The 20,500-nt window shown below is 62.9% G+C and carries 23 protein-coding genes; 9 read left to right on the plus strand and 14 right to left on the minus strand.

Going from position 1 to position 20,500, the window contains the following annotated elements:
• Position 1: 1 nt before the first annotated feature.
• The 5 genes from ACIPZB_RS26220 to ACIPZB_RS26240 all read right to left on the minus strand — a co-directional run bounded on the left by ACIPZB_RS26220 (position 2) and on the right by ACIPZB_RS26240 (position 4,136).
• Complete coding sequence (locus ACIPZB_RS26220) at positions 2-571, minus strand: DUF6162 family protein (protein WP_400643370.1); 570 nt, start codon at positions 569-571, stop codon at positions 2-4.
• A gap of 11 nt (positions 572-582) precedes the next feature.
• Positions 583-903, minus strand: a complete 321-nt coding sequence (locus ACIPZB_RS26225) for a hypothetical protein (protein ID WP_008099886.1) — start codon at positions 901-903, stop codon at positions 583-585.
• Positions 900-1,439 (minus strand): thiamine pyrophosphate-binding protein, encoded by a 540-nt coding sequence (locus tag ACIPZB_RS26230; RefSeq protein WP_400643347.1) that lies wholly within the window; start codon positions 1,437-1,439, stop codon positions 900-902. The genes ACIPZB_RS26225 and ACIPZB_RS26230 overlap by 4 nt, the downstream gene beginning before the upstream one ends.
• Positions 1,436-2,629, minus strand: a complete 1,194-nt coding sequence (locus tag ACIPZB_RS26235) for a PepSY-associated TM helix domain-containing protein (RefSeq protein ID WP_400643348.1) — start codon at positions 2,627-2,629, stop codon at positions 1,436-1,438. The genes ACIPZB_RS26230 and ACIPZB_RS26235 overlap by 4 nt, the downstream gene beginning before the upstream one ends.
• A 172-nt stretch (positions 2,630-2,801) precedes the next feature.
• Complete coding sequence (locus ACIPZB_RS26240; RefSeq protein WP_400643349.1) at positions 2,802-4,136, minus strand: lysine N(6)-hydroxylase/L-ornithine N(5)-oxygenase family protein; 1,335 nt, start codon at positions 4,134-4,136, stop codon at positions 2,802-2,804.
• A gap of 198 nt (positions 4,137-4,334) precedes the next feature.
• On the opposite strand from ACIPZB_RS26240, the gene ACIPZB_RS26245 reads away from it, so the two are divergent.
• Complete coding sequence (locus ACIPZB_RS26245) at positions 4,335-4,763, plus strand: hypothetical protein (RefSeq protein WP_400643350.1); 429 nt, start codon at positions 4,335-4,337, stop codon at positions 4,761-4,763.
• Positions 4,764-4,917: 154 nt separating this feature from the next.
• On the opposite strand, the gene pbpG is transcribed toward ACIPZB_RS26245, so the two are convergent.
• From pbpG to ACIPZB_RS26260, 3 genes are all read right to left on the minus strand, one after another.
• The gene (gene pbpG / locus ACIPZB_RS26250; protein WP_400643351.1) at positions 4,918-5,844 is read right to left on the minus strand and encodes a D-alanyl-D-alanine endopeptidase; all 927 of its coding nucleotides are present in this window, start codon (positions 5,842-5,844) and stop codon (positions 4,918-4,920) included.
• A 243-nt stretch (positions 5,845-6,087) separates the two neighbouring features.
• Positions 6,088-6,270 carry a hypothetical protein gene (locus ACIPZB_RS26255; protein ID WP_400643352.1) on the minus strand — a complete coding sequence of 61 codons (183 nt, stop codon included), beginning with the start codon at positions 6,268-6,270 and terminating at the stop codon, positions 6,088-6,090.
• A gap of 94 nt (positions 6,271-6,364) precedes the next feature.
• Positions 6,365-6,703: a hypothetical protein gene (locus tag ACIPZB_RS26260; RefSeq protein ID WP_400643353.1), complete on the minus strand. Its 339-nt coding sequence runs from the start codon at positions 6,701-6,703 to the stop codon at positions 6,365-6,367.
• Between the two features lie 159 nt (positions 6,704-6,862).
• Between ACIPZB_RS26260 and ACIPZB_RS26265 the strand changes: the two genes are divergently transcribed.
• Positions 6,863-7,684 (plus strand): shikimate 5-dehydrogenase, encoded by an 822-nt coding sequence (locus ACIPZB_RS26265; RefSeq protein ID WP_400643354.1) that lies wholly within the window; start codon positions 6,863-6,865, stop codon positions 7,682-7,684.
• 119 nt (positions 7,685-7,803) lie between these two features.
• On the opposite strand, the gene ACIPZB_RS26270 is transcribed toward ACIPZB_RS26265, so the two are convergent.
• From ACIPZB_RS26270 to ACIPZB_RS26280, 3 genes are all read right to left on the minus strand, one after another.
• Entirely contained in the window at positions 7,804-8,046 is a 243-nt protein-coding gene (locus ACIPZB_RS26270; protein ID WP_400643355.1) for a hypothetical protein, read from the minus strand.
• A gap of 98 nt (positions 8,047-8,144) precedes the next feature.
• Complete coding sequence (gloA, locus tag ACIPZB_RS26275; protein WP_400643356.1) at positions 8,145-8,672, minus strand: lactoylglutathione lyase; 528 nt, start codon at positions 8,670-8,672, stop codon at positions 8,145-8,147.
• Between the two features lie 219 nt (positions 8,673-8,891).
• Positions 8,892-9,251 (minus strand): histone-like nucleoid-structuring protein, MvaT/MvaU family, encoded by a 360-nt coding sequence (locus ACIPZB_RS26280; RefSeq protein ID WP_400643371.1) that lies wholly within the window; start codon positions 9,249-9,251, stop codon positions 8,892-8,894.
• A 357-nt stretch (positions 9,252-9,608) separates the two neighbouring features.
• Between ACIPZB_RS26280 and ACIPZB_RS26285 the strand changes: the two genes are divergently transcribed.
• Together ACIPZB_RS26285 and cobF are read left to right on the plus strand one after the other, a co-directional pair.
• A complete protein-coding gene (locus ACIPZB_RS26285; protein ID WP_400643357.1) occupies positions 9,609-10,898 on the plus strand; it encodes an OprD family porin in 1,290 nt (429 codons plus the stop codon).
• Between the two features lie 66 nt (positions 10,899-10,964).
• A complete protein-coding gene (cobF, locus tag ACIPZB_RS26290; protein WP_400643358.1) occupies positions 10,965-11,714 on the plus strand; it encodes a precorrin-6A synthase (deacetylating) in 750 nt (249 codons plus the stop codon).
• A 122-nt stretch (positions 11,715-11,836) separates the two neighbouring features.
• Here the strand turns inward: cobF and ACIPZB_RS26295 are convergent, their stop codons facing one another.
• Positions 11,837-12,187, minus strand: coding sequence for a response regulator (locus ACIPZB_RS26295; protein WP_400643359.1), 351 nt, complete (start codon positions 12,185-12,187; stop codon positions 11,837-11,839).
• A 252-nt stretch (positions 12,188-12,439) separates the two neighbouring features.
• On the opposite strand from ACIPZB_RS26295, the gene ACIPZB_RS26300 reads away from it, so the two are divergent.
• From ACIPZB_RS26300 to ACIPZB_RS26320, 5 genes are read left to right on the plus strand one after another with little or no spacing between them, the layout of a single operon-like run.
• Positions 12,440-15,907, plus strand: a complete 3,468-nt coding sequence (locus ACIPZB_RS26300; RefSeq protein ID WP_400643360.1) for a response regulator — start codon at positions 12,440-12,442, stop codon at positions 15,905-15,907.
• Entirely contained in the window at positions 15,904-16,725 is an 822-nt protein-coding gene (locus tag ACIPZB_RS26305; RefSeq protein WP_400643361.1) for a CheR family methyltransferase, read from the plus strand. Before ACIPZB_RS26300 ends, ACIPZB_RS26305 begins: the two co-directional genes overlap by 4 nt.
• Positions 16,722-17,297 carry a chemotaxis protein CheB gene (locus ACIPZB_RS26310; protein ID WP_400643362.1) on the plus strand — a complete coding sequence of 192 codons (576 nt, stop codon included), beginning with the start codon at positions 16,722-16,724 and terminating at the stop codon, positions 17,295-17,297. Before ACIPZB_RS26305 ends, ACIPZB_RS26310 begins: the two co-directional genes overlap by 4 nt.
• Positions 17,291-18,517, plus strand: coding sequence for an ATP-binding protein (locus ACIPZB_RS26315; protein WP_400643363.1), 1,227 nt, complete (start codon positions 17,291-17,293; stop codon positions 18,515-18,517). Before ACIPZB_RS26310 ends, ACIPZB_RS26315 begins: the two co-directional genes overlap by 7 nt.
• 47 nt (positions 18,518-18,564) lie before the next feature.
• Positions 18,565-18,942: a response regulator gene (locus ACIPZB_RS26320; protein ID WP_008098194.1), complete on the plus strand. Its 378-nt coding sequence runs from the start codon at positions 18,565-18,567 to the stop codon at positions 18,940-18,942.
• 109 nt (positions 18,943-19,051) lie between these two features.
• On the opposite strand, the gene ACIPZB_RS26325 is transcribed toward ACIPZB_RS26320, so the two are convergent.
• On the minus strand, positions 19,052-19,633 hold the full coding sequence (locus ACIPZB_RS26325) for a TetR/AcrR family transcriptional regulator (protein WP_400643364.1): 582 nt from the start codon (positions 19,631-19,633) through the stop codon (positions 19,052-19,054).
• Positions 19,634-19,645: 12 nt separating this feature from the next.
• Positions 19,646-20,494, minus strand: a complete 849-nt coding sequence (locus ACIPZB_RS26330) for a 3-hydroxybutyryl-CoA dehydrogenase (protein ID WP_400643365.1) — start codon at positions 20,492-20,494, stop codon at positions 19,646-19,648.
• Positions 20,495-20,500 lie beyond the last annotated feature (6 nt).

Here is a 20,500-nt window from a genome sequence, read left to right on the forward strand (position 1 = left end):
TTCAGTGACGGTGCTCGCGGGTTACCCCGGCGTCGTAATGGCTGACCACTTGCTGCCAGCCCGCGGCGATCAACGCCGCCTGGCCGAGGTCATCCGGGGTCAGTGCTGCGCTGTCGCGGCGGAGCCAGACATCGGCCTGGCCGTTGCTGTCGCTCGGCAGGATCAGCAGAAAGCTGCCCGCTACCTGCGGCGCCTGGCTCAGGCCGAGGTAGGCGCCGGTCGGCAACCACGACCACTGGTGGCCACCACGGCTCTGGCTGCCAGCGTCCACCACGAACGGTGGCAGGCCTTCCTCGGCCAGCATGTCCACGGGGGGAGTGGTGGCGGTTTCTTCGCGCAGCAGCTGGATCTCGTCGAACGCCACCCGCAGGTCGGTGTAGATGCCTTGCTCGGCGGCGCTCAGGTCACGGCGTGCGTCGATCTGGTGGCTGGCGATGACCTGTTCGTCCTCGCGTTCGCCACGCAGCAGCACCACCGTGCTGGCGAGGGCGACGATCAGCAGGCTGACCAGCAGCACATAGAGGGTTTCATGCCCGGCACCGGCGGGGCGTACCACCTGGGTACGGCTCAGGGTCGGGCCGCTCATGGTTGTGCGATGTCGGCGTAGTCGACTTCCACCACGTGCCCGGGGCCTGCGTCGAACAGCACGTAGAACTCGCCGTCGGGGCGTTTGAAGGTCAGGGTCGAGTCCTGGCCGAGCTTGCCGCCGACCAGTACCTGCTCGTCGTAGCCGATCACGTCCAGGGTCACCCCCGGCGCGCCGCTGCCATCGGAGAAGCCACCGGTGCATTTGACCTGGCCCCCCGCGACTTCTTCACATTCGCACATCGGGTTGTGGGCCAGGGCCGGGCCTGCGGCCAGGGCCAGCAGCGGCAGGGCGAGCTTGCGCATCAAGTGCTTCATTTCTTGCCTCCTTGTTTTTCGAGCCAGGCCACGGTGGCGGGGGACGCCTTGGCCAGGGGAACCGACGCCTGGTGCATGCTGCCGTCCCAGCCTTCGAGGGTGATCCAGACCTCGGCATCAGGGCGGGTGCGTGGCGGTATCGGCAGGTTGGTGCCCATGCGGTACGGGGCGCCGAAGAAGATGGTGCCGGCGGCACGCAGGCTGCGTGGCTTGCCGATGCGCAGGTAGACGGCCTTGACGTCGTTGATGCAGGCCTTGCACAGGGCGGCGTTGAAGGCCTTGAAGTGGCCTGCCGGGCCGTCGGCGCGAGGGGCTTCGTTGCGCAGTTCGGCAAGATCCAGGCTATACGGGCCGACCTGGATGTCGCTGATCGGGTTGACGCCCAGGCCGGCATCGCCGCGAAACAGCGCTGCATCGGCAAAGTACTTGGGCATGAAACCCAGCGGGATCAGGATCAGCAGGATGTTCAGGTGGAAGCGCCACTTCAGCCACCACTGTTTGAGCGGGCTGCTGGGCAGGGGCTGGGCGTGGCTCATTGGGGGATCTCCACGGTGGTTTCCTTACGGGCCTTGCGCGGCGTGCGTTCGCTGCGTTTGATGGCGGCGGCGGTGGCCTGGGCGGTGCGCTTGGTCCAGATCAGCAAGCCGCTGAACACCATCAGGGTCAGGACCAGGCCGAAGAAGAACCAGATCAGCTTGACCGGCAGGCCGCCGAAATCGCCGGTGTGCAGCGGGCGCATGGACTCGGTGACGAACTCCAGGGCGGAGCGGTCGCTGATCACGAACTGGCTGTCGACGTTTCGGGTATAGGGGTTGACGTCGGCGCTCTGGAACATCAGCGGATACCAGCCGGGTCCACCCAGGCTGATATGGCTGTAGGCGGTGGCCGGCAGCATGACGAAGTTGATCTCCAGGCCCGGTACCGCAAGGCCGGCCAGGCGCGCTGCTTCATCCACGTCGATGCGTGGGGCAGGGCTGCCATCGGCGGTTTGCGGTACATCTTCGCGGGCGATCACCGGCACGATCGGTTCGCTGGAAATCGAGATGTGGTTATCGGACAGGATGGCCTGGATCAGGAACCAGGTGCCGGTGATGGAAATGACCGCGATGAACCAGATCGACCAGACCCCCGCCAGGCGGTGCAGGTCACCCCAGAAGATGCGTGAGCCGTGGCCGGTGCGCACCGGTTTGAAAAAGCCCTTCCAGAACTTCTTGTACACCACAAGCCCCGTCACCAGCGACGCCAGCATCGGCAGGCCGAGCAACGACACCAGGTACCAGCCCCAGCTGAAGCCATTGGTGAAGGGCACCAGCCACCAGCCGTGCAGGGCACGGGTGAACGCTTCGAAGTTGAAGTCCGGGACCTTGCCCTGGATCGCGCCGGTGTAGGGGTTCACATAAAGCGTGGGGCTGCTGCCGTCGGGGTAGGTCACGCCGGCATTGATGGCGAAGTGCGAACCGTCCGGCTGGCGCAACGTACGCACCACTATGTCCGGTTCGGCCTTGTGCAGTTCATCGAGCACCTGCTGGAAGCTCAGGCGTTCGGCGCTGTCGTCAGGCTTGCTGGCCCGTACATCGGGGTTGGCCAGCCAGACGATTTCCTGGCTGACAACCGCGAGCATGCCGGTGAAGCAGACGATCAGGACGAAGAACCAGATCGGCAGGGCGAGCCAGCTGTGGACCAGGAACCACAGCCTGGACTTGGATTTTTTCGGTGATTTGGCCATCGGTCGTCTTCTGAAAATGAGGGTCGAGCACAGGCCCAACCACTGGGGCTGCATTAATAAAGACGAATGAGAATGAAAATCCTGCGTAGTTAAATGAAAGCAAATGTTTCAAGAAGTACAAAAACCGGCCAAGCGCGGGGCGCCTGGCCGGTTTCTGAGAGGCGTCGAGGGTTCAGGCGCTGGTGAGCGCTACTGGCGCTTTCAGGCTGCCATGGGGGTGGGACAGGTCGTGGTAGAGGGCCTGGCCGATCTCGGCCGCGCGCGACGGCAGTACCGACAGCAAGGTGTCGCTCAGGCCGTGGCTGTTCTCGCAGAAACCTTGCAGGTAGACAGAGGCCTGCAGCTCGGGGCTGGCCAGTACCCGGTAGTTGCGGTCGACCGCGAAGTCCTCCAGGTATCCGGCCAACGGCGCCAGCAGGTCACGGTGCGAGCGGCGCTCGTAGCCGGTGGCAAGGATCACGGCGTCGTAACGGTGGGTTTGCTGCTGGCCGGTGGCGAGGTCGCGCAGGGTCAGCTCGATGCCCTCGCGGGTCGCCACCACCGCTTCCACCTGGCGGCGGCAGAGCACGTTGTGGCGGAACTGGTGGGCGACCTTCTGGCGGTAGAGGATGCCATAGATGCGCTCGATCAGGTCGAGATCGACCACCGAGTAGTTGGTGTTGTGGTACTCGCCCAGCAGCTTGGCGCGTTGGTCAGCCGGTTCGTTGTAGACCAGGTCGGTGTAGTCCGGGGAGAAGATCTCGTTGACGAACGGGCTGTCGTCGGCCGGCTTGAGCGCCGAACCGCGCAGCACCATGTCGACCTTCACCGAAGGGTAGCTGTCGTTGAGGTCGATGAACGCCTCGGCGGCGCTCTGGCCCGAACCGATCACGGCGATGCGCATCGGCTTGCCATCGGTGCAGGGCAGTTTGTTCAGGCTGCTCAGGTACTGGGAGTGGTGGAAGACGCGCGGATCGTCCTTGAACGCGCCGAATTTTTCGGGAATTTTCGGCGTGCCGCCTGTGCCCACTACCACCGAACGGGTCCGGCGGCTGACTTCACGGCCCTGGGCATTGCGCGACACCAGGCGCAGATGCTCCACGCGGCCGGCTCTTGCTTCAGGTTCGATGCGCAGTACCTGCTCGCCGTACACGGCTTGGGTGGCGAAGTGCTCGGCGGCCCAGCGCAGGTAGTCGTTGTACTCCAGGCGGCAGGGGTAAAAGGTACCGAGGTTGATGAAGTCGGCCAGGCGCTCCTTCTGGTGCAGGTAATTGACGAAGCTGTAGGGGCTGGTGGGGTTGCGCAGCGAGACCAGGTCCTTGAGGAAGGAGATCTGCAGCTCGCTCTGGGTGGCCAGGGTTTCACCGTGCCAGCGGTACTCCTGCTGCTTGTCGATGAACAGCGCGTCGAGGGCATGACCCTGGGTCTGGGCGAGTTCTTCCAGGGCGATGGCCAAGGCCAGGTTGGACGGGCCGAAGCCCACGCCGATCAGATCTTTGATGGTTTCCGGGTTCGAAGACTGGCTCATGGCTGCGATTCCATAATGGTCGAATGTGGACGCCCGCCGGTACTCCGGCTCCTGCGTAGGTACATGGGTTGGAACGAGCCAAGGTGCGGGGAATTTACTGATCGGCCGTGTGCCGGCTGGCCGCCCGTGCTAAAGGTCTGCGTCGGGCGGCCGATAGGGAAGTCGACGCCAGGACCATTTCAGCACAGGGACAAACACATGGTAGGTATCGCAGCAATCACTATCAGTGGGGCCTCACCCGCAGCCACGGCTGCCGTAAGCAGCGAGGCGGAGAAGGTCGAAGGCGGGCAGGGCACCAGCGTTCAGGCCGACACTTCCAAGTTGCGCAAAAGCGACCAGGCGCAAAGCGCACAAGGCAGCGAAGACAGCGGCGAGCCCGCGCACATCAAGCAATTGCGCGAAATGATCAAGAAACTGCAGACGCAGTTGGCCGAGGAGCAGAAGCAACTGGCTGCACTGATGGCGCAGAAAATGGAGGAGACGGCCAAGTTGGCGGCGGTGGGGGCCAAGCAGGCCAGTATCGCCACGCTCAACGGCCAGATCTTGCAGGCGACCGCGCAGTTGCTCGAAGCCTTGCAGACGACGGGCGGCAGCAGTGCCGGCGGGATGGTCAGCACCCAGGTCTGAGCAGGCTCGCTTGATCGGTGTAGGAGCGGCCTTGTGTCGCGAAAGGGCCGCGAAGCGGCCCTGGCAATATCAGCAGCGCTGCAGAAACCCTGGGTCCGCTTCGCGGCCCTTTCGCGACACAAGGCCGCTCCTACAACGCGACCGCGTTGGCAGGTTACTCAGCAGCCAGGCGAGTCTTGCTCTGTCGATCCGACTTGTACTGCATGGCGACTGCCGGCGCAGGCTTCGCGGCACCGGTTTCCAGCCACTGACGCATGCGGCTGGCATCGGCGAAGTGGGTGTACTTGCCAAAGGCGTCGAGAATCACCATGGCCACCGGGCGGTTGTCCATGCGGGTCAGCAGCACCAGGCAATGGCCCGCTTCATTGGTGAAGCCGGTCTTGGTCAGCTTGATGTCCCAGTTGCTCTTGTTCACCAGGTGGTCGGTGTTGCGAAAGCCCAGCGTGTAGTTGGGCTTGCGGAAAGCCACGGTCTTTTCGCGGGTGGTCGACAGCTCGCTCAACAGCGGGTACTTGCGCGAGGCCATCAACAGCTTGCCGAGGTCACGTGCGGTGGACACGTTCAGCGTCGACAGGCCGGTAGGCTCGACATAGCGGGTATGGCTCATGCCCAGGCTGCGGGCCTTGGCATTCATCGCCTTGATGAAGGCCGGATAGCCCCCGGGGTAGTGGTTGGCCAGAGTGGTAGCGGCACGGTTTTCCGACGACATCAGGGTAATCAGCAAGGTTTCGCGGCGGTTCAGCTCGCTGCCCAGGCGCACCCGCGAGTAGACGCCTTTCATCTCCGGGTTGTTGGCGATGGTCATGGTGAGCATGTCATCCATGGGCTGCTTGGCATCCAGCACTACCATTGCGGTCATCAGCTTGGTGACCGAAGCAATGGGTACCACACGGTCGGCGTGGCTCGAATACAGTTCTTGATTGGTATTCAGGTCGATCAGCAGGGCGCTGCCGGAAGCCAGGTGCAGCTTGGAGGGGTCGCGTTGAACCTGGGCTGGGGGTTGTGCAGCAGCGGTCGACGGAAGGGTCGCAGTTCCTGTGAGCAACAGCAGCAGGCTGAGGATGGGCAGGGATGTTTTCACGTTGAGGCTCACTAAAGGTTGGTATGTCGTTGGCTGTGCAAGGGTTTTCCCCCAAAAAACGCTCGCATTCTGGAGTATGGCTCAGCGGCTGTCGATTGCTCGTTGCACCGGCCTATCGAAATGAAAAAAGCTTCATGCTGTAACGATTATCCCGCCTCCGTTCGTCGGTTCGTGCGGGGCAAAAAAAAGACCCGCCAGAGGCGGGTCAGAAGAGGCGTAGGGAGCAACGCACAACACATTCGTTCAAGCGAGCAGGCTATTGGCCTGGAGCTGTTCGGCCAGTGACTGGGCCGACGCGCGGGTGGTCAGCGGGCCACTCACGGCTTCGCCGTTGCGCATCAGGTACCAACATGCCAGCAGCCCTTGCTCACGCAATGTAGACGGGACGGCGCTGCCGATGACGGACATGATCTGAATAGTGGCCATGGGGACCTCCTGTAAAACATGGCCCTACCTTACGCAGCAGCCAACGCGGTTTGAAATCAACTTGCTCAATAGTGCTCATCAGCTTTTTCAACGGTCACCAACGCGGCGGGCCGTAATACACCGGGGGCGGGCCGTAGACGCGATACACCGGTGGGGGTGGCCCCGGCACGTAGTACGGCTGGTAGTAAACCGGTGGCGGTGGCGGTGCCTGCACATACACCGGAGGCGGGCCGTAGTAGACCGGTTGGCGCTCTACATACACCGTGCGGTCGTGGCCAGCGGAAACCGTAGCCCCGACCACCGCCCCAACCACCGCTGCCCCGAGCAGCGGGCCTGGGCCATACCAGCCACCACCGCCACCGTGGGCGGATGCTTGCCCGCTGATGGCCAGGGCACCGACCAGCAGGACGATTCCGGGGATGAGACGGTTCATGATGGTTCCTCGCAAGAAACCCCACGCTCGGGGTCCTACTACTATGAGCTGCGCTCTGTCAGCTGAGCACAGGGGAACGGTAAAGGTTGTGTAAGGGACGACCAGTGGTGGTCTCTGTTACGCTGAACAAACGTTTCAGTTATGAAAAAGGAGCAGTTAATGGCGACAACTCCCAGCAGAGACACGGTGCTGTGCATCTCCCTGGCCGGGCGGCCAGGCACGTTCGGCGTGCGCTTTCATAACCACCTCTACCAGCAGTTGGGCCTGGACTATTACTACAAGGCAATGACCACTGGCGACTTGCCGGCCGCCATCGCCGGCATACGCGCGCTGGGCATTCGCGGCTGTGGGGTGTCCATGCCGTACAAGGAGGCGTGCATGGCCCTGGTCGACGAGATCGACCCGTCGGCGGCCGCCATCGAGTCGGTCAATACCTTGGTCAACACCGCTGGCCGGCTGAAGGCCTACAACACCGACTACCTCGCGGTGCGGCAGCTGATCGACCAGCATCAGGTCGACCCAGGCACTGCATTCGCCCTGCGTGGCAGTGGCGGCATGGCCAAGGCGGTGGCCAGTGCCTTGCGCGATGCGGGGTTGCGCGAGGGGGTGATCGTGGCGCGCAACGAGCAGGCGGGGCGGCAGCTGGCGGATGTCTGCGGCTATCGCTGGATGGCCGAGCTGGGCGACTTGTGCCCGCCCATGTTGGTGAATGTGACGCCGATCGGCATGGCGGGCGGGCCGGAGGCTGATCAGCTGGCGTTCAGCGAAAACGCCATTGACGCGGCCGAGCGGGTGTTCGATGTGGTGGCGATGCCGGCGCAAACGCCGTTGATCCGGCGTGCGCAGGCATTGGGCAAGCCGGTGATTACCGGGTTGGAGGTGATTGCGCTGCAGGCGCTGGAGCAGTTCGTGCTGTATACCGGGGTTCGGCCGACGACGGAGCAGGTCGAGGCGGCGGTGGCGTACGCGCGGGGTAGCTAGAGGGTGCCTGCCATGGCCCTATCGCCGGCAAGCCGGCTCCCACAGGTACCCCACTGCTCTCGGGTCCAGTGGAGGTCCCTGTGGGAGCGGGCTTGCCGGCGATAGGGCCCTGCAGGCAGTCAGAAGGCTCTATGCCCCTTGTCCAATTGCTCATCCACCAGTGCCCGCCCATGGGCCAGCGACACATGCTGGGCATTTTCCAGGTCGGAGAAGAACTTCATCGGCATCGGGATGCGCTTGCTGGTATGCCCTTCAGGATCGGTGATCAGGCAGCCGGCGGCATAGGGCAGGGGAGAGTCGGGATGGGGCATCACGCTGGCGGTGATGGTGTAGTCGCGGTATTCACAGTGAAGAGATTGCATCGTCCTTTACCTCGCTGTGGCGTATGAAGCGGTTACCTTCATATACCACAGCGAGTGGCCAGGAGTTCCCGGCCCGACGAGCGCGAGCCGATGAACGATCAGCCCTTGAGTTCGGCTGGCTGGATGACTTCGACCCAGTAGCCGTCCGGGTCCTTGATGAAGGCCAGGTGGTTCATGCGGCCGTCGGCCAGGCGTTTCTGGAACGGCACGTTCAGCGCCTCGAAGCGGGCGCAGGCTTCGCGCACGTCAGGCACGGAAATGCAGATATGGCCAAAGCCGCGCGGGTCGCTGTTGCCGTTGTGGTAGGCAAACTCAGGGTCGTTTTCGGTGCCGTGGTTGTGGGTCAGCTCCAGTACGCCCGGGATGGATTTCATCCACTGGTGGCGCTCGGCGTCGTCGGCGGGGATTTGCGCCGGGTCGACCAGGGCCAGGAAGTACAGGCTGAAGGCCGCTTCCGGGAAATCACGTTTGTCGACCAGGCGGAAACCCAGCACGCGGGTGTAGAAGTCCAGCGATTTCTCGATGTCCTTGACCCGCAGCATGGTGTGGTTGAAGACGAACTGGGCGGTGGCGGCGTCAGGTTGGGCGGTAACGCCCGGCAGGGTGTACAGATCGTGCAGGCTCATGGGTACTCCAGAGACGAGGCTGGCGGAGGGGCCAGCAAAACAGACAGGAGGGCCATGATACGGCAGTGAAGCGATTGCGCAAACGAAAGCGCCCTGCACGAGGCAGGGCGCTGAAATAGAGGCCCGCATGTGCGGGCGCGTGGGGTCGCTAGTCCTTTAGCTGTCTGGATACTGGGCCAGCTGTTGTGAAAAAAGTGTGAAGCTGGCGTCGACGTTTCATCAGCGTACCCAGCGTTCCACCGTGGCGGCGCCGTACTGTTCTTTCCAGGCCTTGAGGCCGCGGTGGTTGCCACCTTTGGTTTCGATCAGCTCGCCGGTATGCGGGTTTTCGTACACTTTCACCACGCGCGGGCGGCGCTGTTGTTTCGGCGCACTGGGCGCGCCGCGCGTCGCGGCTTTCGGGTCGAGGATGGCGATGATATCGCGCAGACTCTTGTCATAGCTTTTCATCAGGCCGACTAGTTTCTGCTCGAATTCGATTTCGCGTTTGAGGCCGGCATCCTTTTTCAGCGCCTCCAGTTGTGCCATTTGTTCCTGGAGCGCTTTTTCGGCAGCACGAAACTCTGCAAGTCTGGACACTGTAATCACTCCTGTACGTCTTCCGTGGCAGGGCGTGACGAACATTGATAAGGCATAAACGCCGGCCACGCGGGTGGGTCTAACTGTTCGCTGATATCGAGTGTAGTCACTTGTCGGGTACCGGTAAACCGCAAACTTTTTAGTGTAATTCGGGAACTTTGCTAGTTTTTCGAGCGGTAAATTCGAAGCGTTTTCCAGGCGTGACCCCTGAGTTTTAGACTATGGTCCAATGGTGCGTCCTAGAGCGTTTGCGCGATCATTTCAGATGAGGGTTGGCGATTGTTCGGCCCTCCCGCATCCGCGCCGCCTTGTTCGGCGCGGATTTGTTTTTTGCCTTTCTTCTGGATGTTCCCTCGCATGTTTGCCCCTTTCCCTCTCGCCCCCGGGCGCCGTGTTGCCGGCCTGTTGCTGTTGTGTGCCGGTGCCCAGGCCCAGGCCGCCGGTTTCCTTGAAGACAGTACTGCCAAGGTCGAAGCGCGCACTGTCTATTTCAACCGGGATTTTCGTGACGGCCATAGCAGTTCCAGTCAAGGCGCGTCGAAGCGTGAAGAAGCGGCACAAGGTTTCATTCTGAATCTGCAGTCCGGTTATACCCAAGGCCCGGTCGGCTTTGGTGTCGATGCATTGGGCATGTTCGGTTTCAAACTCGACTCCAGCCCGGCAGACAGTAACAGCGGCTTGTTGCCTTCTTCCGGCCATGACCCGCGCCACTCTGCCGACCAATACGCGAAGATGGGCCTGGCGGCCAAGGTCAAGGTATCCCAGACCGTATTGAAATACGGATCGTCGATGCCGGATGTTCCGCTGTTGAAGTACAACGATGGCCGTCTGCTGCCGACCATGTTCCACGGCGCCCTGTTGACGTCCGAAGAAATTCGCGACCTCAAGTTCACCTTGGCCCGTTTCAACCAGTACACCGCACGGGATTCCAGCGACCGCCAGGACATTCGCGTGCACTGCAAGAACAAGCGTTATGCCTGCAACATCGAGGCCGACCACTACGACCTGGCGGGGCTGGACTACCGCTTCAATGAGCGCTTCAGCGCCCAGTACCAGGTCGGCGAGCTGGACAACATCTACCGCCAGCACTTCCTGGGCTTCGTCGCCAACCAGCCCCTGACCACCGGCAGCCTGTCGGCCGACCTGCGGCTGATCAAGAGTGATGATATTGGCAACGCCCATGCAGGTGAGATCGACCACCGTGCCTTCAGCGGCATGCTCGGCTACAGCCTGGGCGGCCACAAGGTCAGTGCCGGCTGGCAGCGCATGTACGGCGAAAGCGCCATGCCTTACCTGGATGGCACCAACCCGTACCTGGTCAACTACGCTCAGGTCAATGACTTCGCCGCTGCCCAGGAACGTTCCTGGCAATTGCGTTATGACTATGACTTCAAGGCGCTCGGCGTACCTGGCCTGACGTTCTTCACCCGCTACATCAACGGTGACCATATCAAGGTCCCGGGCAGCAACGCCGAAGGCAAGGAATGGGAACGCGACACCGAGTTCAAGTACCAGGTGCAGAGCGGCACGTTCAAAGATGTCAGCGTGCGCCTGCGTAACTCCACCTACCGCAGCAATTATGAGCAGTGGGCGCGGGACATGGACGAAACTCGGGTCATCGTCAGCTACAACTTCTCGATCTTCTGAGGTCGTTTTTGCCAAACCCCGGCGGCCGGCCGACAATGGCCGCTGGTTCCCTTCCAGGGTCAGGCGATGAAAGAGCTGTTGCTGATCGGTATCGGCCCGGGTGACCCACGGCAGGTCACCTATGAGGCTGTGGAGGCGCTGCTCCGTGCCACGGTGTTTTTCGTGCTCGACAAAGGGGCCGATAAGGACCAACTGATACGTTTGCGCAAGGCCATCCTCGAGCGCTACCGGCCTGAAGGCGGTTATCGCCTGGTTCAGGTTGCAGACCCACGGCGCGATGCCGAGGCCGTTGACTATGTCGAAGCGGTGCATGACTGGCATCGCCAGCGGGCCGCCCTGTACGCCCGCCTGATCAGTGAAGAAATGGGCGCCGAGGACATCGGCGCTTTTCTGCTGTGGGGCGAGCCGGGCTTGTATGACAGTACCCTGCGCATGCTTGACCTGGTCCGCGAACGTGGCGTCGCGCTGCGCCTGCAGGTGATTCCCGGCATAAGCAGCGTGCAGGCGCTGGCGGCCCGGCACCAGATTCCACTCAACCGTATCGGCGAGCCGCTGACCGTGCTGCCTGGGCGTCGGCTGGCCAAGCAGGGTGTGATCGACAACGTGGTGGTGATGCTCGATGGGCAGTGTGCGTTCGCCGCGCTCGATGATCCTGGGCTGGTGATCTACTGGGGGGCTTACCTGGGAACGGAGGACGAAGTGCTGATCGCCGGGCCTTTGCAGGCGGTGAAGCAGCGCATCGTGCAGGTGCGGGAGGAGGCGAGGTTGCGCAAGGGGTGGATCATGGATACCTACCTGTTGCGGCGGGAGCTGTGATCAGCGGGTGCCTGTACCGGCCTCATCGCCGGCAAGCCGGCTCCCACAGGTTCCCCACTGAACTTGAGTGCTGTGGAGTACCTGTGGGAGCCGGCTTGCCGGCGATGGCCGCAAAGCCGAGTTCAAGGCGTACCCAGAATCCCTACCACCTTGTCACGCAACTGTTCGATGCTGAACGGCTTGCCGATCATGTGCATCCCTTCCGGCACATTCAGGCTCTCGGCATAGCCACTGGCAAACAGCACCGGCAGCAGGGGCCGCAACATCCGGGCCTTGGCCGCCAGTTCTTCGCCGCGCATGTCCGGCAGGCCCACATCGGTCATCAGCAGGGCCAAGGGCTGTCCCGGGTCTTCGAGGATACGCAGGGCGCTCGTGGCGTCTTGCGCTTCGATGGCCTTGTAGCCCAACTCGTCGAGCACTTCGACCATCAGCATGCGGACGATGTCGTCGTCTTCGACTACCAGAAGGTGCATGGTTCGTTTCCTGTTGAAAAAGGCATGTCTCTATTCTGTGCGCCAGTGGGTGACAGAAGTTCCCGAGGATACCGGCCATCGAACTTTCAGGGAACGATTCGCGCAGGCAACCTTCAAATACTGGCTAAATGCCCTGCTGAAGCCGGCAAAGCTGGTTAGACTCGCTTGTTAACCGGTGAGCGCAGCGGCAGACAAAAACAGGCTCCGGCCGCCACACTGAACAATGGATTTTTTTCGCTCGGGCGTTTTCTCATGATTCAAGCAGCCTCGATGGACCAACGAAGCTTTCGCAAGCTGTTGAGCCGCAACATTGGCCTGCCGTTGGGCCTTGGCCTGCTCGGCGCAGTGGCCTTCGTCGCGGTGATCAGCTACCTGCTGTCGGCCATGCAATGGGTCGAGCACACCGATCGGGTGATCGGCAATGCCAACGAAACGGTCAAGTTGTCGATCGACATGGAAACCGGCATGCGCGGGTTCCTGATCACCGGCGACGAGCGCTTCCTCGACCCCTACGAAGTGGCCAAACCGCAGATCTTCAGCAGCCTGCAGAGCCTGCGCGGCATGGTCGAGGACAACCCGCAGCAAGTCGACCGCATCGATCGCCTGGTCGCCTTGCAGCAGGCCTGGAACGACTTTGGCAAGGAGATGATCACCCAGCGCCGCAACGGCGGCGATTACCGCCAGGCCGTCGGCAACGGCCGTGGCAAGCGCATCACCGACGAGATCCGCAAGGAGTTCGACGACCTGGTCGGCACTGAACAGCAACTGCGCATGGCCCGCAACGAAACGGTCAGCCGTGTCACGGTTACCGCCATCAGCGCCTTTGTGCTGTTCATCGTCGGCCTCAGCGGACTGCTGGCCTACCTCGGACGGCGCGACCTGCTGGCCTTGTCGAGCAGCTACGATGACAACCTCAAGGCCCAGCAGCGCTCGGCCGAGCGCCTGGAACACCAGGCCTGGCTGCGCAACGGCCAGACCCAGCTGGCCGAACAGGTGCTGGGGCAACTGACCCTGCCCATGCTTGGCGACAACATCCTGCGCTTCTTTGCCAGTTACCTGGGCAGCGTGGTCGGCGCGCTGTACGTGCGTGACGGTCACGGCCGCCTGGTGCGTGTGGCCAGCTATGGCCTGGATGCCGAACAACAAGCCCGTGAACAGGTGCTGGCCAGCCACGATGGCCTGTTGGCCCAGGCGGTGCGTGAAGGCCGCCTGCTGCGCCTGGAGGACTTGCCGGAGGACTACTACCGCTTGAGCTCTGGCCTGGGCAGCGGGCTGCCGCGTAGTGCCCTGCTGATGCCGGCCAGCGACGATGGCCAGATCAACGGGGTGATCGAGTTGGGCTTCCTGCGCCCGTTGCAGGTCCGCGACGACGAGCTGATGGAGCGGGTCGCCGGCAACCTCGGCATGTCCATCGAAAGCGCCCGCTACCGCCAGCGCCTGCAGGAAGTGCTGGCCGAAACCCAGCAGCTCAACGAAGAGCTGCAGGTGCAGCAGGAAGAACTCAAGACCGCCAACGAAGAGCTCGAAGAGCAGTCGCGCGTGCTCAAGGAGTCCCAGGCGCACCTGGAGACCCAGCAGGCGGAGCTTGAACAGACCAACGAGCAGTTGTCCGAGCGCACCGACGCCCTGGACCGCAAGAACGATGAGCTCAGCCAGGCCCAGGAAGAGCTGCAGGCCCGTGCCGACGACCTGCAGCGTTCGAGCAAGTACAAGTCCGAGTTCCTCGCCAACATGTCCCACGAGCTGCGCACGCCGCTCAACAGCTCGCTGATCCTGGCCAAGCTCCTGGCCGAGAACGGCGAAGGCAACCTCAGTGGCGAGCAGGTCAAGTTCGCCGAATCCATTTACTCGGCCGGCAACGACCTGCTGAACCTGATCAACGACATCCTCGACATCGCCAAGGTCGAGGCCGGCAAGCTCGAAGTACGCCCCGAAACCACCCATCTGGAGCGCCTGGTCGAAGGCCTGCGCGGCATGTTCCTGCCGCTGGCCGAGCACAAGGGTCTGAGCTTCGAGGTCAAGATCGAAGGGCAGGTACCGGCCACCCTGTTCACCGACCGCCAGCGCCTGGAGCAGATCCTCAAGAACCTGCTGTCCAACGCCGTCAAGTTCACCGACCATGGCCAGGTCAGCCTGGCCATCAGCTACCAGGCCGGTACCGGCATCGTCTTCGCCGTGCGCGATTCCGGCATCGGCATTGCCGCCGACCAGCAGCAGGCGATCTTCGGCGCCTTCCACCAGGTCGATGGCAGCAGCAACCGCCGTTATGGTGGCACCGGCCTGGGCCTGTCGATTTCCCGTGACCTGGCGCATTTGCTGGGTGGGCAGATCAGCGTCGACAGCAGCCCCGGCCAGGGCAGCGTATTCAGCCTGATCCTGCCGGAGCGCTTTGAGGCGCAAGCCGAAGAGGTCGAGGCCCTGAGCCTGCGCCCGACGGTCGATACACTGCCGCCCGCGCCTCAGGCGGCGGCACTGCCCGCGCCGAAGCTGCCGGCCCCGGCCTTCGCCGACGACCGTGAGCGGGCACCCTTCGGCAACCGTTGCATTCTGGTGATCGAGGACGAGCCGAACTTCGCCCGCATCCTCTTCGACTTGGCCCACGAGCTGGGCTACAGCTGCCTGGTGGCCCAGGGTGCGGACGAAGGTTTCGCCCTGGCGGCGCAGTTCATCCCCGATGCGATCCTGCTGGACATGCGCCTGCCCGACCATTCCGGCCTCACCGTGCTGCAGCGCCTCAAGGAGCTGGCAGGCACCCGGCACATCCCGGTGCACATCATTTCGGTCGAAGACCGTGTCGAAGCGGCCATGCACATGGGCGCGGTCGGTTACGCGGTCAAACCGACCAGTCGTGAACAGCTCAAGGAAGTGTTCGCCCGCCTGGAAGCGAAGCTTACGCAGAAGCTCAAGCACATTTTGCTGGTTGAGGACGACGACCTGCAGCGTGAGAGCATCGCCCGCCTGATCGGCGACGACGATGTCGAGATCACCGCCGTGGCCATGGCCCAGGAAGCCCTGGCGCTGCTGCGCGAGAACGTCTACGACTGCATGATCATCGATCTCAAGCTGCCGGACATGCTCGGCAACGAGCTGCTCAAGCGCATGACTGCCGAGGACATCCGCGCCTTCCCGCCGGTCATCGTCTACACCGGGCGCAACCTGACCCGCGAAGAAGAAACCGAGCTGCTCAAGTATTCGCGCTCGATCATCATCAAGGGCGCCCGCTCGCCCGAGCGTCTGCTCGATGAAGTGACGCTTTTTCTGCACAAAGTCGAATCGCAGCTGTCCCATGAGCGTCAACGCATGCTCAAGACCGCGCGTAGTCGCGACAAGGTGTTCGAAGGCCGCAAGATACTGCTGGTGGATGACGATGTGCGTAACATCTTCGCCCTCACCAGTGCCCTGGAGCACAAGGGCGCGATCGTCGAGATCGGCCGCAACGGGCGCGAGGCCATCGAGCGCCTGGAGCAGCACGACGACATCGACCTGGTGCTGATGGATGTGATGATGCCGGAAATGGACGGTTTCGAGGCCACCCGGCTGATTCGCCAGCAACCGCGCTGGCGCAAACTGCCGATCATTGCCGTGACCGCCAAGGCCATGAAGGACGACCAGCAGCGTTGCCTGCAGGCCGGCGCCAATGATTACCTGGCCAAACCGATCGACCTGGACCGTCTGTTCTCGTTGATCCGCGTATGGCTGCCGCAACTGGAGCGAATTTGACTAGCGAACGCAACACCGACATCGAGATCCGGCTGCTGATCGAGGCGATCTACCTCAAGTACAGCTACGATTTTCGCGATTATTCCGGCGCCTCGATCAAGCGCCGGATCCTTCATGCGCTGCGCCATTTCGAGTGCCACACGGTGTCGGCCCTGCAGGAGCGGGTGCTGCACGACCCGGGCATGTTCATGCAGCTGCTGCAGTTCCTGACGATCCCGGTGAGCGAGATGTTCCGCGACCCCAGCCACTTCCTGGCGCTGCGCAACGAGGTGGTCCCGCTGCTGCGTACCTGGCCGTCGATCAAGATCTGGATCGCCGGCTGCAGCACCGGGGAGGAGGTGTATTCGATGGCCATCCTGCTGCGCGAAGAAGGCCTGCTCGAACGCACCATCATTTATGCCACCGACATCAACCCACGCTCGCTGGACAAGGCCAAGCAGGGTATCTACTCGATGCAGAGCATGCGCGAGTACGAGGAAAACTACCGCCTCGCCGGTGGCCGTCGGGACTTTTCCGAGTACTACACAGCCGCCTACGGCAACGCCATCATGGACAGCAGCCTGCGCGACAACGTGACCTTCGCCGACCACAGCCTGGCCACCGACAGCGTGTTCTCCGAAACCCAGCTGGTGTCCTGCCGCAACGTGCTGATCTACTTCAACAAGGCACTGCAGGACCGGGCCCTGGGCTTGTTCCACGAGTCCTTGTGCCATCGCGGCTTCCTGATCCTGGGCAGCAAGGAGTCGGTGGATTTTTCCGCTTACAGCGAGCGCTTCGAGCCGCTGGTCAAGCCTGAACGGATCTACCGCAAATCATGAACGGCGTACGTGCGATCGTGATCGGCGCTTCGGCGGGCGGCGTGGCGGCCCTGCTGCAGGTGCTCGGTGGCTTGCCGGCGGCGTTCGCTACGCCGGTGCTGTGCGTGCTGCACCTGCCTGATGACCGCCACAGCCAGTTGGCTGAAGTGCTGCAGCGGCGGGTACACCGGCCGGTGAGCGAGGCGCATGACAAGGAGGCCATCGCCCCCGGCCAGATCTACGTGGCCACGCCCCGCTACCATCTGTCGGTGGAAGCCGACTTGAGCCTGTCGCTGAGCCAGGAAGACCCGGTGCATTTCTCCCGCCCGGCGATCGACTTCCTGTTCATGTCGGCGGCCGATGCGTATGGCGACGGCCTGCTCGGCATCCTCCTCACCGGGGCCAACGAAGACGGCGCCGCAGGCCTTGCCTACATCAAGAACAGCGGCGGCCGGACCGTGGTCCAGGACCCCCGCGATGCACAAGTGGCGTTGATGCCGGAGGCCGCCCTGGCCCTGCATCGACCCGACCATATACTTTCTCTGAGCGGGATCGAGCAGTTGCTCGCCACCCTGGAATCCAGCGCATGCTAAGCCTCACCACTGCCAAACTGCTGATCGTCGACGATCTGCCGGAAAACCTGCTGGCCCTCGACGCCCTGATCCAGGGCGAAGGCCGCGAGGTGCACCAGGCCCAGTCGGCTGAAGCGGCATTGTCGCTGTTGCTTGAGCACGAATTCGCCCTGGCCATTCTCGATGTGCAAATGCCGGGCATGAATGGTTTCGAGCTGGCCGAATTGATGCGTGGCACGGAAAAGACCCGCAATATCCCGATCGTCTTCGTCACGGCGGCCGGCCGCGAGATGAACTACGCCTTCAAGGGCTACGAGAGCGGTGCGGTGGACTTCCTGCACAAGCCCCTCGACACCATGGCGGTGAAAAGCAAGGTGTCGGTATTCGTCGACCTGTACCGCCAGCGCAAGGTGCTTGACCGGCAGCTGCAGGCCCTGGAGCACAGCCGCCAGCAGCAGGAACAGCTGCTGGCCCAGTTGCAGGTGGCGCAGGGCGAGCTGGAACATGCGGTGCGCATGCGCGACGACTTCATGTCGATCGTTTCCCACGAAGTGCGCACGCCGCTCAATGGCCTGATCCTGGAAACCCAGTTGCGCAAGATGCACCTGGCCCGTGGCAACCTCGACGCGTTCAGCGCCGACAAGCTGCAGGCCATGGTCGAGCGTGACGAGCGGCAGATCAACAGCCTGATCCGGCTGATCGAAGACATGCTCGATGTGTCGCGCATCCGTACCGGCAAGCTGTCGCTGCGGCCGAAACCCTTCGACCTTGGCCAGTTGGCCCGCACCCTGGTGGAAAATTTCGCTGCCCAGGCCACGGCGCTGGAGACCCGTATCGAGTTGCAGTGCTGCGAGGCGCTGCATGGCGCGTGGGACGAGTTTCGGATTGAACAAGTGCTGGCCAACCTGTTGTCCAATGCGTTGCGCTATGGCGAACGGCGCCCGGTGCAGGTAAGGGTGTTCGCCCAGGAGGGCATGGCCTGGGTGCAAGTGCAGGATCAGGGTATCGGCATCAGTGCCGCCAACCAGCAGCGGATTTTCCAGCAGTTCGAGCGGGTGGCAGCGCAGCAGGCCAGCAATGGCCTGGGCCTGGGGTTGTATATCTCGGAACAGATCGTCCAGGCCCATGGCGGGCGCATCCTGGTCGACAGCGAGGAGGGCAAGGGTGCAACCTTCAGCCTCCTGTTGCCACTGGTGACACCGGCAGAACAAAACGACCAGGCGCGGGCAACCTCTGCATAAGCCTGGGGTCAGATGGCCAACTGTATGAATTTCAAGGCGTTGTAGTCATGAGTGAAGATGCACAAGACGTGGTACTGGTGGTCGAGGACGAGCCGGCGATTCGCATGATCCTGCGCGACTACCTGGCCGGCGAGGGCTACCACGTGCTGGTGGCCGAAGACGGTGAGCAGGCGTTCGCGATTCTGGCGAGCAAGCCGCACCTGGACCTGATGGTGACGGATTTTCGCCTGCCGGGCGGGATTTCCGGGGTGGAGATTGCCGAGCCTGCCGTGAAGTTGCGACCGGATTTGAAGGTGATCTTCATCAGTGGGTATCCGGCTGAGATCATCGAGTCGGGCAGCCCGATCGCGCGCAAGGCGCCGATTCTGGCCAAGCCGTTTGATCTGGATACCCTGCACCAGCAGATTCAGGCCCTTTTGCGCTGAATTTACCGGCCCTATCGCCGGCAAGCCGGCTCCCACAGGTACCCCACTGAACTCACGTGCAGTGCTGTACCTGTGGGAGCCGGCTTGCCGGCGATAGGGCCAGTACAGGCTAGCGCAAGGTCCGCTCGATCCCCCCAACCAACAGGTTCTCCATCAACCCCAGCCCTTGCTCCTGCGGCAATGCCTTGAGCATCCCCGGCAGCTGATTGAGCAAGGTCGCCACCACCTGCGCCGTCGCCGCCAATGCGTCCCCAGGCAGCTTCGCCTGGGGTGCGATCAAGCGCAGCAAGCCCGTCTCGTAGCGCTTGCGCAACGCCGCCAGGCGCTCCTGCTGCGTCTCGCTCAGGCAGCAGAAATCCCGCTCTGCCAGGCGAAACTGCAGGGGCCGCTCGGCATGCAACTGCCAGTGCGCCGCGATCAGGCACGACAACGCCGAGCCCCCACGGGCCATGGCGCGACGGCCCTGTTCGAGGGTGGCCTGCAGCTCCTCGTACAGCTCTTCGATCAAGTCGAACAACAGGTCCTGCTTGCTGGGGAAATGGTGGTACAGCGAACCTGCGGTCAACCCCACATGCGCCGCCAACTCGCGCATGCTGACCTGGCCGAAGCCTTTCTCGGCAAACAGCGCCATGGCCCGGTCTCGTCGCTCTTCAAAGCTGGTGCAGCGCATTGCGGCATTGACCAAGGCCATGGCGTTCGCTCCTCAGTAGCTGTAGAAACCGCGGCCGGTCTTGCGTCCCAGCCAGCCGGCCGCGACCATTTCCTTGAGCAGTGGGGCAGGGCGGTACTTGCTGTCGCAGAAGCCGTCGTGGAAGGCCTCCATGATCGCCAGCAAGGTGTCCAGGCCAATGAGGTCGGCCAAGGCCAGCGGGCCAATCGGCTGGTTGCAGCCCAGGCGCATGCCGGTGTCGATGTCTTCGGCACTGGCCAGGCCTTCCTGACGCACCAGGATCGCTTCGTTGATCATCGGCACGAGGATGCGGTTGACCACGAAACCTGGGCGGTTGCCCGCGGTGATCGGCGTCTTGCCCACCTTCTCGGTGACCACCAGGGCTTGCGCGTAGGTGCTGTCGCTGGTCTGCAGGCCGCGAATGATCTCCACCAGTGCCATCATCGGCACCGGATTAAAGAAGTGCACGCCGATGAAGCGCTCAGGGTGCTCGATGCTCGCGGCCAGCTCGGTGACCGACAGCGACGAGGTGTTGGTGGCGATCAGGCAGGTGGCTGCCACATTGGCCGCCACCTGCTGCAGGATGCGCTGCTTGAGCTGCAGGTTTTCGGTAGCCGCCTCGATCACCAGTTGCGCTGCGCCCAGCTGGGCATAGTCGGTGCTGGTGCGGATGCGCGACTTGGCTGCCTCGGCACGCTCGGCATCGAGGGTGCCCTTGTTGACCTGGCGCTCCAGGTTCTTGCTCAAGGTGGCCACACCGCGCTCCAGCGCGGCATCGGAAACGTCCACCAGCAGCACCTGGTAGCCGGCGACCGCGCACACCTGGGCAATACCGTTGCCCATGGTGCCGGCGCCGATCACGGCGATCTGTTCAATGCTCATTGCAAA

It is taken from the genome of Pseudomonas sp. NPDC089396 (assembly GCF_044749545.1).
In the GTDB taxonomy this organism is placed as follows: Bacteria; Pseudomonadota; Gammaproteobacteria; order Pseudomonadales; family Pseudomonadaceae; genus Aquipseudomonas.

Bases quoted from the DNA above. Each gene is read 5' to 3' on its own strand.
- ACIPZB_RS26225 (WP_008099886.1), bottom strand. From the start codon at position 903: ATGAAGCACTTGATGCGCAAGCTCGCCCTGCCGCTGCTGGCCCTGGCC.
- ACIPZB_RS26230 (WP_400643347.1), bottom strand. From the start codon at position 1,439: ATGAGCCACGCCCAGCCCCTGCCCAGCAGCCCGCTCAAACAGTGGTGG.
- ACIPZB_RS26235 (WP_400643348.1), bottom strand. From the start codon at position 2,629: ATGGCCAAATCACCGAAAAAATCCAAGTCCAGGCTGTGGTTCCTGGTC.
- ACIPZB_RS26240 (WP_400643349.1), bottom strand. From the start codon at position 4,136: ATGAGCCAGTCTTCGAACCCGGAAACCATCAAAGATCTGATCGGCGTG.
- ACIPZB_RS26245 (WP_400643350.1), top strand. From the start codon at position 4,335: ATGGTAGGTATCGCAGCAATCACTATCAGTGGGGCCTCACCCGCAGCC.
- ACIPZB_RS26255 (WP_400643352.1), bottom strand. From the start codon at position 6,270: ATGGCCACTATTCAGATCATGTCCGTCATCGGCAGCGCCGTCCCGTCT.
- ACIPZB_RS26260 (WP_400643353.1), bottom strand. From the start codon at position 6,703: ATGAACCGTCTCATCCCCGGAATCGTCCTGCTGGTCGGTGCCCTGGCC.
- ACIPZB_RS26265 (WP_400643354.1), top strand. From the start codon at position 6,863: ATGGCGACAACTCCCAGCAGAGACACGGTGCTGTGCATCTCCCTGGCC.
- ACIPZB_RS26270 (WP_400643355.1), bottom strand. From the start codon at position 8,046: ATGCAATCTCTTCACTGTGAATACCGCGACTACACCATCACCGCCAGC.
- gloA (WP_400643356.1), bottom strand. From the start codon at position 8,672: ATGAGCCTGCACGATCTGTACACCCTGCCGGGCGTTACCGCCCAACCT.
- ACIPZB_RS26285 (WP_400643357.1), top strand. From the start codon at position 9,609: ATGTTTGCCCCTTTCCCTCTCGCCCCCGGGCGCCGTGTTGCCGGCCTG.
- cobF (WP_400643358.1), top strand. From the start codon at position 10,965: ATGAAAGAGCTGTTGCTGATCGGTATCGGCCCGGGTGACCCACGGCAG.
- ACIPZB_RS26295 (WP_400643359.1), bottom strand. From the start codon at position 12,187: ATGCACCTTCTGGTAGTCGAAGACGACGACATCGTCCGCATGCTGATG.
- ACIPZB_RS26300 (WP_400643360.1), top strand. From the start codon at position 12,440: ATGATTCAAGCAGCCTCGATGGACCAACGAAGCTTTCGCAAGCTGTTG.
- ACIPZB_RS26310 (WP_400643362.1), top strand. From the start codon at position 16,722: ATGAACGGCGTACGTGCGATCGTGATCGGCGCTTCGGCGGGCGGCGTG.
- ACIPZB_RS26315 (WP_400643363.1), top strand. From the start codon at position 17,291: ATGCTAAGCCTCACCACTGCCAAACTGCTGATCGTCGACGATCTGCCG.
- ACIPZB_RS26320 (WP_008098194.1), top strand. From the start codon at position 18,565: ATGAGTGAAGATGCACAAGACGTGGTACTGGTGGTCGAGGACGAGCCG.
- ACIPZB_RS26325 (WP_400643364.1), bottom strand. From the start codon at position 19,633: ATGGCCTTGGTCAATGCCGCAATGCGCTGCACCAGCTTTGAAGAGCGA.
- ACIPZB_RS26330 (WP_400643365.1), bottom strand. From the start codon at position 20,494: ATGAGCATTGAACAGATCGCCGTGATCGGCGCCGGCACCATGGGCAAC.